This window comes from Arthrobacter pascens (assembly GCF_017052465.1).
Lineage (GTDB): Bacteria > Actinomycetota > Actinomycetes > Actinomycetales > Micrococcaceae > Arthrobacter > Arthrobacter pascens.
The window spans coordinates 1-11,885 of the sequence record NZ_JAFHKT010000075.1; the positions used below are offsets into that span (position 1 = coordinate 1).

10 protein-coding genes are annotated in these 11,885 nt (G+C 67.5%); all 10 read right to left on the reverse strand.

The features are described from left to right. Positions 1-342: 342 nt before the first annotated feature. The gene (locus tag JYA52_RS00490) at positions 343-2,031 is read right to left on the reverse strand and encodes an APC family permease (protein ID WP_240459808.1); all 1,689 of its coding nucleotides are present in this window, start codon (positions 2,029-2,031) and stop codon (positions 343-345) included. 160 nt (positions 2,032-2,191) lie between these two features. Beyond that, a complete protein-coding gene (locus JYA52_RS00495) occupies positions 2,192-3,832 on the reverse strand; it encodes a GMC family oxidoreductase (RefSeq protein WP_205651200.1) in 1,641 nt (546 codons plus the stop codon). Continuing rightward, positions 3,833-5,329 carry an aldehyde dehydrogenase family protein gene (locus tag JYA52_RS00500; protein WP_205651201.1) on the reverse strand — a complete coding sequence of 499 codons (1,497 nt, stop codon included), beginning with the start codon at positions 5,327-5,329 and terminating at the stop codon, positions 3,833-3,835. A 492-nt stretch (positions 5,330-5,821) separates the two neighbouring features. Then, a complete protein-coding gene (locus tag JYA52_RS00505; RefSeq protein WP_205651207.1) occupies positions 5,822-6,397 on the reverse strand; it encodes a TetR/AcrR family transcriptional regulator in 576 nt (191 codons plus the stop codon). A 179-nt stretch (positions 6,398-6,576) separates the two neighbouring features. After that, positions 6,577-7,173 carry an alkylhydroperoxidase domain protein gene (locus tag JYA52_RS00510; protein WP_205651202.1) on the reverse strand — a complete coding sequence of 199 codons (597 nt, stop codon included), beginning with the start codon at positions 7,171-7,173 and terminating at the stop codon, positions 6,577-6,579. Then, positions 7,170-7,850, reverse strand: coding sequence for a CMD domain protein (locus tag JYA52_RS00515; protein WP_205651203.1), 681 nt, complete (start codon positions 7,848-7,850; stop codon positions 7,170-7,172). Before JYA52_RS00515 ends, JYA52_RS00510 begins: the two co-directional genes overlap by 4 nt. Beyond that, on the reverse strand, positions 7,847-8,896 hold the full coding sequence (locus tag JYA52_RS00520) for a putative FMN-dependent luciferase-like monooxygenase (protein ID WP_205651204.1): 1,050 nt from the start codon (positions 8,894-8,896) through the stop codon (positions 7,847-7,849). Before JYA52_RS00520 ends, JYA52_RS00515 begins: the two co-directional genes overlap by 4 nt. Next, positions 8,893-10,545: a dipeptide ABC transporter ATP-binding protein gene (locus JYA52_RS00525; protein ID WP_307869264.1), complete on the reverse strand. Its 1,653-nt coding sequence runs from the start codon at positions 10,543-10,545 to the stop codon at positions 8,893-8,895. Before JYA52_RS00525 ends, JYA52_RS00520 begins: the two co-directional genes overlap by 4 nt. Then, positions 10,542-11,423, reverse strand: a complete 882-nt coding sequence (locus JYA52_RS00530) for an ABC transporter permease (protein WP_205651205.1) — start codon at positions 11,421-11,423, stop codon at positions 10,542-10,544. The genes JYA52_RS00525 and JYA52_RS00530 overlap by 4 nt, the downstream gene beginning before the upstream one ends. Further along, on the reverse strand, positions 11,420-11,885 hold a 466-nt coding region (locus tag JYA52_RS00535), incomplete at its 5' end, for an ABC transporter permease subunit (protein WP_205651206.1). The genes JYA52_RS00530 and JYA52_RS00535, both read right to left, overlap by 4 nt.

Here is an 11,885-nt window from a genome sequence, read left to right on the forward strand (position 1 = left end):
ACGAGGGACTGGTTCTCCTTAATACACTGTGCATCCGTCGTCATGAATTCACGTACGACACTCATTGGTCCTCCTTCATCGATTGAGGTATCGACGCAGAGTCACCGGGGCACATGCGCCGATGTTGCCAGCCTACGCCGGGGCCAGCGCCGATGTCGACGGCGGTTTCTCCCCTATTTGGGGGCGTCCGTCAACCACCAGGGAACCTTGCGGTGCGTGCCCGGCCCGACGGCGGTACCCGCAGTGAACGCCGAAGAGCATCCCTCCGCCGGTGGACAGTGGCGAAGGGATGCTCGTCCGGTGCTGCCTGGACCTCGTGCTCTTTATCTGCAGGGGCGAAACCTAAGACCCTTTATTAGACGTGGCACCGTTGACTGTCAGCGTGTCAGGGATCTCACTAACAATGTCCGCAGAGGACAACGCGGCTTGGGCCTGGGCAGGAGCCGACACCAGTGGAGTGGCAGCCGGGGTTAAGGATTGGGCCGAGCCCGACGACGGATGTGCTGCGACTGCCGCCGCGTGCTCGGCGAGGACGCCCGTCTGGTGCCTGATCTTCAGCCGGTAAAGCAGCGCCCCGCCCGCGGTGACGGCGGCGACGAAGAGAACTCCGCCCCACTGCAGGTACCACTCGAACGGCGGCACCGAGTTGTAGATTTCCGGGCGCGGCCAGACCAGGTTCAGCGTCATGGCACCGCCCCACAGGACCGCGAGAATGTTCACCGGCAGCCCCCACTTGCCCATGCTGAACCCGGCTTCGGAACGGTCGCCCGGCGCCGGCCACTTCTTCAGGAGCCGCTTGCGCAGCATGGGCAAAGTGACCAGCAGGTAGGACAGGTAAATCAGGACAATGCTGATGCTGGAGAGGATCGTGAAGATCGCCGGCTGGGAGATGTTGACGATCAGCGGGATCATGGCGATGACTCCGATGACGATGGCCGCGACGGTGGGGGTTTTACGTACCGGGTCAACCTTGCTGAGGTGGCGGCTGAAAGGCAGGTTGTTGTCCCGGGCCATGGCGAACATCATGCGGATGGCAGCGGCGTGGACAGCCAGCGTGCAGACCACCACGGCCACCACGATGCACACGAGGAACGCCTTGCCGAAGGGGCCGCCGAGCACGGAGAGCACGATGTGCTGCAGGCCGCCGTCGGCCGAGCCCACCTTGGGGTCGGTGAGGTCCGGTGCGGCCAGGATGCCGAAGAGCAGGATCAGGCCGCCCAGCAGAAAGGAGGCCGTGACCGCGCGCAGGATGGCCTTGGGGGCGGTCCGCTTGGGGTCCTTCGTTTCCTCGCCGAGGGAGCTGGCGGTGTCGAAGCCGTACATGACGTAGCCGGAGGCCATGGCACCGATGAGGAACACTCCGAAGAAGCCGAGGTCGTGGCCCTCGCCGAACCCGGCGGTGTCGAAGAAGACCTCGGGACCGCGCACCACGTGCCAGCCCAGCGCGAGGATGAGCAGGACGGCCGCGATCAGCTCCACGAACACGCCGATGCTGTTGATCCTGGTCATCAGCTTCACGCCGAACGCGTTGATGAGGGTGGAGATGGTGATCATGATGCTGGCCAGCACGACGCCGTTGATGGCGAAGTCGTATGGACCGGTCCCGTCGCCGATGAGCTGGAAGCCGGACCAGAGCTGCGGCAGGGTGATCTGCAGGGCCAGCGCCACGGAGCCCAGTGCCATGATGGAGGACAACAGCAGCAGCCAGCCGGCGAGCCAGGCCGAGGTCCCGGAGGCGAGCCGCTTGGCCCAGTTGTAAACCGAGCCCGCCACGGGGTAGCGGCCCGCCAGTTCGGCAAAGCACAGCGCCACCATCAGCTGGCCGACGAAGACGATGGGCCAGGACCACGCGTAGGCCGGGCCGGCCATGGAGAAACCAAAGTAGAACAGCTGAAAAACTCCGGTGAGGATGGAGATGTAGCTGACGCCTGCGGCGAAGCTGGCGAACTTGCCGATGCTCCGGTCCAGGGTCTGGGCATAGCCGAATTCGTCCATGCCGCTTGAATCAGTACTCTTGCTGGGTTGCAACATCTGAACTCCTAAAGTCAGAAAAGCACGATGGTGATGACCTGCGGCCGCCTTTGGACGCAGGTGAATCAGTGGCCGGGCACCGCGCTGTGGGCGCCCGGCCGTTTCCCCCCATTGCTGTTGCCTAACCGGCTGCGCCCCGCCCCCGTGGGCGCGCTGCCGGTCAGGCGAGGGACGCGCTGAGCTCCGCCTCCGCCGTCGTTGTTTCGCCGGTCCGGCTGGCGCGGATGAGGTCGGCGCAGCGTTCGCCGATCATCATGACGGTGATGTTGGGATTGACCGTGACGTGTTCAGGCATGACAGAGGCATCGGCGACGCGCAGGCCGGTCACGCCCTTCACCCGCAGCTCGGGGTCGAGCGGCGACATGTCGTCGTCGGCTGGTCCCATGCGGACGGTGCCGACGGGGTGGTAAACGGTGTTGTGCGTCTTGCGGATGTAGTCCTGCAGTTCCTCGTCGGTCTGCGCCTCGGTGCCGGGCGAGAGCTCGCGGCCGGTCCATTCGGCCATGGCAGGCTGGGCGGCGATTTCACGGGCCTTGCGGATGCCGGCCACCATGACGCGCATGTCGTGGCCCTCCGGATCAGTGAAGTACCGCGGGTCGACGGCGGGCTTGTCGCGGAAGTCGCGGCTGCGCAGCCGGACGGTGCCGCGGGAGCGGGCGTGCGTGACGTTCGGCGTGAGGCTGAAGCCGTTCTCCGTGGTGGGGTAGCCGTACCGCAGGGTGTTCATGTCGAACGGGACGGAGCCGTAGTGCATCATCAGGTCCGGGCGGTCCAGGCCGTTCTCGGTGGGGGTGAAGATGCCGATCTCCCACCACTGCGTCGAAGTCTGCACCATCTGCTGCTTGGCCTCGAACTGGACGACGCCTTCGGGGTGGTCCTGCAGGTGCTCGCCGACACCGGGGGAGTCGACCAGGACCTCGACGCCGTGCTCGGCGAGGTGCGCGGCGGGGCCGATGCCGGAGAGCATGAGCAGCTTAGGCGAGTCAATGGCGCCGGTGGACAGGATGACCTCGCAACGCGCGGAGAGCCGGTGAGTCCGGCCGAACGCCGAGTCCACAACGTCGACGCCGGTGCAGCGCTTGTCCGCGTCGAACACCAGTTGCCGGGCGCGCAACCCGGTCAGCAGGGTGAAGTTCCCGCGCTCGATGATCGGGTGGATGTAGGAGACCGAGCTGGAGGAACGGGTGCCGTCCGCGCGGCGGTTGATCTGGAAAAAGTTGGCGCCATTGATCACGGTGGTGCCGGTGTTGAACTTCGCGCGCGGAATGCCTGCCTGTTCGCAGGCGTCCAGGAGTGCGACGCCGGCGGGGTCCGCCGGGGGCACGTTCATCAGGTGCACCGGGCCTGAGTCGCCGTGGTGCGGCGCGTCCGGGCCGGCGTCCTCGTTGGTCTCCAGCCGCTGGTACAGCGGCCAGGCGGACTCAGCGTTCCAGCCGGTGGCGCCGTACTTGGACTCCCACTCGTCCAGGTCTTCGCGCGGGGCCCAGAAGGCGATGCAGGAGTTGTGGCTGGAGCAGCCACCCATGATCTTCGCGCGGGCGTGGCGCATGAAGGAGTTGCCGTTCTCCTGCGGTTCGATCGGGTAGTCCCAGTCGTAGCCGGATTCCAGCAGCTCCATCCAGCGGTCGAGCTGCAGTACCTCGGGAACGCCGCGGTCGTCCGGGCCGGCCTCCACCAGCGCCACGGACACGGTGGGCTCCTCGCTCAGGCGGGCGGCGACTGCCGCTCCGGCGGAACCGCCGCCGATGATGATGTAGTCGAACTCGCGGTCGTTGAGGTTTTCGACGTTGTCGATATGCATCTAGTTCTCCTTGCCGTGGTCAGCGAACCAGCCGGTCACCTGTGGGCTGGTGTTCTGGTAGATGTGCTTTGCTTCCTGGTATTCCGCCAGGCCGGTGGGGCCCAGCTCGCGGCCGACGCCGGACTGGCCGAAGCCGCCCCACTCGGCCTGCGGAAGGTAGGGATGGTAGTCGTTGATCCAGACGGTGCCGTGCCGCAGCCGGCCGGCCACGCGCTGCGCCTTGCCGGCGTCCTGGGTCCACACCGCGCCGGCCAGACCGTAGATGGTGTCGTTGGCGGTCGCCACGGCCTCGTCCTCGGTGCGGAAGGTCTCGACGGTCACGACCGGGCCGAACGCTTCGTCGACGACGACGGACATTCCCTTGCGCACGCGGTCCAGGACGGTTGGCTGGTAGTAGAAACCGGCGTCGTACTTCTCCCCAACAGGTGCCGCGCCGCCGCACCGCAGCCGTGCACCTTCCTCCACTCCGCGCTGGACGTAGGCGTGGACCTTCTCGCGGTGGGCGGCGGAAATCAGCGGCCCGGTTTCGGCAGCCTCTTCGAACGGGCCGCCGAGACAGATGCCCTGCGCGCGGCGGACGAGCTCGTCGACGAAGCGCTCGGCGATTGATTCCTCGACCACCAGCCTGGCCCCGGCGGAGCAGACCTGCCCGGAGTGCACAAACGCCCCGTTGAGCGCATTGTCGACGGCGGCGTCGAAGTCCGCGTCGGCGAACACCACGTTGGGGTTCTTGCCGCCGAGTTCCAACGCCACCTTCTTCACCGTTCCGGCGGCGGCCGCGGCGATGCGCTTGCCGGTCTCCAACCCGCCGGTGAACGAGACCAGGTCGACGTCGGGGTGTTCCGAGAGCGGTGCGCCCGCCTCCGCGCCGGGGCCGGTCACGAGGTTGGCGACACCGTCCGGCAGGCCCAGGTCCTTAAGCAGCTGCATCGCCAGGATGGCGGTGGACGGGGTCAGCTCGGAGGGCTTGAGCACGAAGGTGCAGCCGGCGGCCAGCGCGGGCGCGATCTTCCATGCGGCTTGGAGCAGGGGGTAGTTCCACGGAGTGATCAAGCCGCAGACACCCACCGGCTCATGGACAATCCTGCTAACGACGGCGGGGTCCCCGGCGTCGACCACGCGGCCCGCCTGCTGCCCGGCGAGCCTTCCGAAGTATTCGAAGCAGGCGGCGATGTCGTCGACATCGATCCGGCTTTCGGTGATCCGTTTCCCGGTGTCCAGCGATTCGGCGCGGGCGAACTTCTCGCGGCGTGAACGCAGTTCGGCGGCGACCCTGAGCAGGAAGGCGCCGCGCTCGGGTGCCGGGACCGAGGCCCAGACACCGGAGTCGAAGGCGGCACGGGCCGCAGCGATGGCGCGCTCGGCATCTTCCCGGCCGGCCTCGGACACCGTGGCGACCAGTTCGCCGTCGGCCGGGTTGCGGATTTTGCGCACCGCGCCAGATGCGGCAGGCTCCCACGAGCCGTTGATGAACAGGGTGGATGCGGTATCGGTCATGGTGTCTCCTGTAGTAGTACGTCGACGATTTGTAGTCGGTCTCCCGGTCCGCCGTGGGCGGGACGTCTTCGGCGACCGTGCTCTAGGGCGGGGCGCGGTGCTGTGCAGCGCTTCCTGCCGCCGGCGCCGGTCCGTGAGGTCCCTCTGGACCGGTCAATCTGATACTTGAACGTGCGTTGACCAGCGAGCTCCAGGCGTAGAGCCCGGTGTCGAGCCCGAAGGCCGCGACCGTGCTGGTCTTCTGCGTGGCTTTCAGCCCTCGGGCGCGGACATCCGGACCCGAAGTCGTGCAGGCATGTGGGGCAGTCCGAGCCGGCCTTCCCGAGGCGGAAGCTGGGCTGGTGTGGCGTGGGTCATATGATGCAGATTAGTAGATATTGAACAGGTGTTCAATACTTGTATATGAACAAATGTTCAAGAATAATGCAGTGTCGTTGTCGGCTCACGAAACGGGCCTCAGCAATCCCAAGGCTGGACCCCAGGCCGTGGCCGCTATCGCGAAGCGGCGAAGGCGATCTGCTCCGTGCGGGCGATGCTTCTCTGGATGGATGCGTTGTCTACGCCAAGGAGGGCCGTCAGCCACATGCCGTTTTGTACTACGACAATGTCGGCGGCCCGCTCCCTGCATTCATCGCGGGAAAGCTCGGGCTTGGCATTTCCTATCAGCGTCGCGAGTCCATCGAGATACCGCTCGAACGCCGCCGCGTTGATCAGTGCAAAGTCTTCATGGGCTTGCGCGAGAGCCCAAAGGTGGAGACGAAGTGACAGATACCGTGTGGTCAGGAGTTCCGCGGCCGCAACGCGCCGGAGGGCCTTGCGGAGCTGTTCGTCCGGGGGCGAGGCTGGGTCCGGCGCGACCAGCATAAGGTCGTGTTCGTCCATTCGGTGCAAGGCCGCACGGATCAAGCTCGACTTGTCTTCGTAGTAGTAATTCACGAGCCCCAGTGCGACGCCGGCTTCACGCGCCACGGCGCGCATATTGACACCCGAGATGCCGTGGCGTGACAGCAGATCCAGCACCGCTTCGAGAATGCGCGTCTGCCTGCCAACCTGTTCGCTGGGGTTCATGGTGTTTGTATCCACCCGGCCAGACTATTGCGAAACCTGAACGAGTGCATCTTGCTGACCCCGCAGTGGAAGGTCGCAGGCCCTGCCGCCCACAGGGTCGTTAATTCTTGCCGAACACACGGCCACGAAAGAAAGGTGGGCACCCCCCTGAGGTGCCCACCCTTTTCGTTGCTGCTTGCCTACTGCTCGGGTTCGCCGAGCGAGAGCATCAGCCGGTTGGCCCAGTGAAAGAACGCGGCGCCGTGGATCACATCGGACAGCTCCAGAGCGTCCAGTCCTTCATTCTGCAGGGCCTGGATATGGGCGGAGTTCAACCGCGGGGGCGTCTGGGCCAGCGCCGTGGCGGCTGCCACCACAGCGTTCCAGCGCGGACCAAGTTCCGCGGCGGACCCTTCGTCGAGAAGGCGCTGGACGTCGTCGTGCCGGTCCGAATGGTGCGAGGCGAACCGGGCGTGGACGGACGCGCAGAAAACGCAGCCGTTCTCCCTGGAGGTCGCCGCCGCCGCGAGTTCGCGGTCGGCGCGGGGGAGGCCTTCCCTGGTGTTGTAGAAGATGTCCTTGTCGGTGCGGGTCCGCGCGCCCAGGATGTCCGGGTCCCGTGCCAGCAGGCGGAAGTAGTCGCTTCCGGCCCGGGCGCGGTCAACCAGCCCGGCGTGCTGCCGTTCGGTCAGGTCGTTGGCGTCCGGGACCTCGAGCCAGGGCCGCCAGCCCAGCTCGTCCTGGGTGAAGGCTTCCGGGCGGTTAAGCGTGGGGTAGGTGATCACTTCGTCGGTCATGATCCGGTCCTTACGGTCTGGGCGGTTACTGTCTGGGAGTCTGCGGGGTTGTCGTCTCGTGCGGTGGCGGGCGCCGGCAATGCGGCGGCCAGCAGCCGCAGCCCGGAGACGACTCGGAGCTGGTAGGCGAGGAAGGCGACGAGCTGGGACAGCGTGACGATGCCGGTTGTTGACCACCCTGCCTGCACCAGCGACGTGAGAGCTGCCGGTGACGATTCCCGGGGACGGAACACGAGCAGATGGGCGTGCTCCAGTGCCGCGCTGAGCCGTGGGCCGACCAGCGTCCCGATTGCGGGCGGGACGCTCCACCGCAGCCCGGGGCGGCTTTCGTTCTTGAGGCCGCTTTCGCGGTAGTCACCGTAGGGCCCGAGTGCCGCGCCCGATGCCGCAGCATCGAGGACCGCGGCGTGCAGGCTGACGTCCGCGCCCGCCTCCTTGAGGCCCCGTTCGTAGAAGGCGGTCGCCTCACCGTTTCCGTGCAGGGCGCCGACGAACACGGCGACGGCGAAACGTTCCGTGAGGTCCACGTCGCCGGACCCGTCGGGCTGGAAGAGCGCCAGGTAGCTGGCCTGCGTGTTCTCCCGGGTGACGGGGCGTCGGCGGCGCAGCTGGTCGAGGGTTGATCCGGGGGAAGCCCCCAGGATGGTGTCGACGGCGTCGTGGGCTGTGATGGTCATTTCTCTCCTTGCAGGGCGGGGACAGGTGCGGGGGCTGCTTTCCAGCCGAGCCGGGGCGCCACCTCGGTGGCGGCGAGTTCAATGGAGCGCAGGATGTGCTCGTGCGGCGGGTCGATGGAGTGGACCTGGAAGGAAATGTCCGTGGCTCGCTGCAGTAAGCTGTCGCGGCTCAGCGACTCGACGACGTCATCCACGGTTCCGACATGCGCGTCCGTCGCGGCAATCAGGCTTTCCACGTCTTTGCTTGCGAAAACGTGGCCCTGGCGCTCGAAATGCGGCACGATCCGCCGCAGCCCGGTTTCGGCGAAGCGGAGCGACTCCGCCCTGTCCTCGGCAACAAAGAGGGTGCGCGAGGCGAGGATCCGGGGAGTTGCACCTTCCGGCAGGGCGTCCAGGTAAGCGTCGATGATCGGATTCTGGAGTTCGTCCAGCGGAGCCGATGCCTGGCCGGCAGCCCGCGGCTGGGTCCGGGACAGCATGACGCCGTCGCCGGCACGTCCGGCCCGCTCGCCGCCGGATACGGAGAAGGTGGCCTGCCAGAGCCGGTCGAGCAGTTGCGGCGCCGCCGGGTAGAGGCGGTCCGCCGAAGCCCCGAGCTCCTTCCCGCCCCACGCCTCGGTGATCAGCTGCAGGTTGTCCGCGAAGAGCTCACGGCGCTCGTCAGAGACACGGCCGAACGCCGTGAACGCGGACGGGGTCCCGCCGGTCCCCACGCCCACCTCGAGCCGGCCGCCGGCGAGCAGGTCCAGCACGGCAGCGTCCTCGGCCACCCGGAGGGGATCCTCGAGGGGGAGCGTGATGATCCCGGTTCCCAGCCGTATCCGGGAGGTTCGGGCCGCCGCGTGCGCGAGGAAAACCAGGGGCGAGGGCAGTCCGCCTTCCCCCTCGTTGAAGTGGTGCTGGGCGACCCAGGCCGCATCGAATCCCAGCTCCTCAGCACGGACGATCTGCTCGAGGGCCAGCCGGTACCGTTCGGCAGGCGGGACGTCGTCCAGCAGGCGGGTGAAGAAGCCGATCCTCTTGGCGGTGCCGGCGCGGGTGGTCATGGACGTGCCTTTCGGTTGCCGGGGATCGCATGGATCAGCTCCCGGGTGTACTGGTGCTGCGGGTTCTGGAAGACGTCGGACACGGTGCCCTGTTCCACCTGGCGGCCGTTGCTCATCACGGAGACCGTGTCCGCGATCTGCCGGACCACGGCGAGGTCATGGGTGATGAAGACATAGCTCAGGTCCAGCTCGCGCTGCAGCTCTTCCAGCAGGGCCAGGATCTGGGACTGCACCGTCACGTCCAAGGCCGAAACGGCCTCGTCCAGGATCAGTACCTCGGGGTTGAGGACCAGTGCCCGGGCGATGGCCACCCGCTGGCGCTGGCCGCCCGACAGTTCCCGCGGATGCTTGGCGAGCAGCGAGTCCGGCAGGCTGACGCGGTGCAGCAGTTCCCGTACTGCTTCGTGCCGCCGCTGCCGCGGCACCGCGTCGAAATTCAGCAGCGGCTCTTCGATGATCCGCGCAATTGTCTGCCGCGGGTCCAGGGACGTGAACGGGTTCTGGTAGACCAGCTGCACGTGCTGGCGGAACAGCCGCAGCCCTTTCGCATCGAGTCCGGCGAGGTCCTGGCCGCCGATCACGATGTTGCCGCTGGTGGGGCGCTGGAAACCGGCGAGGGCGCGGGCCGTCGTCGTCTTGCCGGATCCGGATTCGCCCACGATTGCGTGGGTGGTGCCGCGCGGGACGCTGAAGCTGACGTCGTCCACCGCCCGGAAAGCCGGGAGGTTCCTGCCCGCTCCGAACTCCTGGACGAGGTTGCGGACCTCGACGGCGTCACCTCGCCCGCCGGAGGGCAGCGGCCGCGTTTCACCGCTGGAGATCGACGGCGCGTCGGCGAGCAGCTGCCTGGTGTACGGGCTGGACGGTCGGTCGAGGACCTCGGCTGTGGCGCCCTGCTCCTGGATCCGTCCGCCCTTGAGGACCACGATCCGGTCGGCCCGGTCAGCGGCGACTCCGAGGTCGTGCGTGACGAACAGAACCGCCGTGCCGAACTCGGTGCGCAGGTCATCAATCAGGTCGAGGATCCGCCGCTGCACGGTGACATCCAGGGCGCTCGTGGCTTCGTCGGCGATGATCAGCTGGGGCTGCAGCGCGATGGCGGCGGCGATCAGCACCCGCTGCTTCATGCCGCCGGAAAGCTCATGCGCGTACTGCTGGGCGCGGCGGGCGGGGTCGGGGATGCCGACGCGTTCCAGCAGCTCGAGCACCCTCTGCTTGCGCCCGGCCTTCGGGAGCCTGGTGTGCAGGCGCAGCACCTCCTCGACCTGCGCCCCGACTGTGATCACCGGGTTGAGAGAACTGGTGGGATCCTGCGGGATGAGGCTGATCTTGGCGCCCCTGATGGACTCGAGGCGCTTCTGGGACCAGCCCGCAATGTCGGTGCCGTTCAGCCGGATGCTGCCGCCGTCCACCCGGCCGTTCCCGGCGAGGAGCCCGATCACCGCCTGGGCGGTGGTGGACTTGCCGGAGCCGGATTCACCCACCAGCGCAACCACCTCCCCGGGCGCGATGCTGAGGGAGACCCCGTGGACCACGCGGCGGTGTTTCCGGTGCTGGTCCGAGTAGGACACTGACAGGTTTTCAAGCTCCAGGACGGGCACCTGGACGGCGGAGGCCTCGGCGGCCAAGACCTGTGCTGTGAGGGTCACGGCTGTACCTTTCGGATGGAGTGGCTGATGCGGTTGGCGGACAGGACCACCGCCACCACCACCAGCCCCGGATAGGTGGTCAGCCACCAGGAGGTGGCGACGTAGTTCCGGCCCTCGGCTATCAGCAGCCCCCATTCAGGCGTGGGCGGCGGTGCGCCGTAGCCCAGGAACCCCAGGGTGGAGATCGCCAGGATCGCGGCGCCGAACTGCAGGGCAACCAGGGCCAGGACCGGGCCCGCCGAGTTGGGCAGGACGTGCCGGCGAAGGACGGCGGCGAAGGTTCCGCCGCTGCCGAAGGCCGCCTCAACGAAGTCGCTGCGGCGCACCCGCAAGACCTCGGCACGGGACAGCCGTGCAAAGCTGGCCACCGAGCCGATGCCCACGGCAATGGCGGCGTTCACCGTTCCGAAACCGAGGATGATGATGATGCTCAGGGAGAGCAGCAGCCCCGGAATGGACAGCAGGACATCGACGATCCGCATCACCACGGCGTCGGTGATGCCGCCGACGGAACCGGCGAGCAGGCCCAGGAAGGTTCCCACGATCAGGCCGACCCCCACCGCCACCAGCGCCCCCGAGACGGAGTTGACCGAGCCGTGGACGATCCGTGAGAAGAGGTCGCGCCCCAGCTCGTCGGTCCCGAGCGGGTGCCCGTCCCCGGGCGGCAGCAGCTTGTCCCGCGCCGTTCCGGACGTCGCGCTGTGCGCCGTGAAGAGTCCCGGGGCGATGGTCCAGAGCGCAACCAGCCCGAGTACCAGCCAGGACAGCACCAGTCCGGGCTGGATCCGGGGGACCCGGAACCGCTTCGGAACCGACGCTTCGTCAGGCGTCCGCGAAGGCGTGTCTGCCTTGGCTTCCACTACCGTCACGTGGCTCATGTGAGTGCACCTGTCTTTCTCTTGAGGCGGGGATCCAGCACCGGATACAGCAGGTCGACGGCAAGGTTGACCAGCACAAACGCGGCGGCGGCGAGCACGACGACGGCCTGCAGCACGGCGGCGTCCTGGCTGTTGACGGCCTCCTGGGTCAGCTGGCCCACGCCGTTGCGGCCGAACACGGTTTCGGTGACCACCGCCCCGCCTATGAGCTCGCCGAGCAGGACACCGGCGATCGTCAGGGCCGGGAGGACGGCGTTCCTCGCCACATGGTGGCTCAGCACCCAGGCGTTGCTGCCGCCCCGGGAGCGGGCGACGGCAACGAACGGCTGCGTGCGGACGTCGTCGATGCTGCGGATCAGCACCTGCGCCAGCGGAGCCGAGATCGGGATGGCCAGTGTGGCCACCGGCAGGACCAGCCCCAGTGCCTCGGGCGGGTTGATGACCGGGATGAGCTTCAGCTGG

What these genes read in the sequence shown, in the direction of transcription:
- JYA52_RS00500 (WP_205651201.1), bottom strand. Translation starts at nt 5,329, where the DNA reads ATGACCGATACCGCATCCACCCTGTTCATCAACGGCTCGTGGGAGCCT.
- JYA52_RS00530 (WP_205651205.1), bottom strand. Translation starts at nt 11,423, where the DNA reads ATGAGCCACGTGACGGTAGTGGAAGCCAAGGCAGACACGCCTTCGCGG.
- JYA52_RS00490 (WP_240459808.1), bottom strand. Translation starts at nt 2,031, where the DNA reads ATGTTGCAACCCAGCAAGAGTACTGATTCAAGCGGCATGGACGAATTC.
- JYA52_RS00520 (WP_205651204.1), bottom strand. Translation starts at nt 8,896, where the DNA reads ATGACCACCCGCGCCGGCACCGCCAAGAGGATCGGCTTCTTCACCCGC.
- JYA52_RS00515 (WP_205651203.1), bottom strand. Translation starts at nt 7,850, where the DNA reads ATGACCATCACAGCCCACGACGCCGTCGACACCATCCTGGGGGCTTCC.
- JYA52_RS00505 (WP_205651207.1), bottom strand. Translation starts at nt 6,397, where the DNA reads ATGAACCCCAGCGAACAGGTTGGCAGGCAGACGCGCATTCTCGAAGCG.
- JYA52_RS00495 (WP_205651200.1), bottom strand. Translation starts at nt 3,832, where the DNA reads ATGCATATCGACAACGTCGAAAACCTCAACGACCGCGAGTTCGACTAC.
- JYA52_RS00510 (WP_205651202.1), bottom strand. Translation starts at nt 7,173, where the DNA reads ATGACCGACGAAGTGATCACCTACCCCACGCTTAACCGCCCGGAAGCC.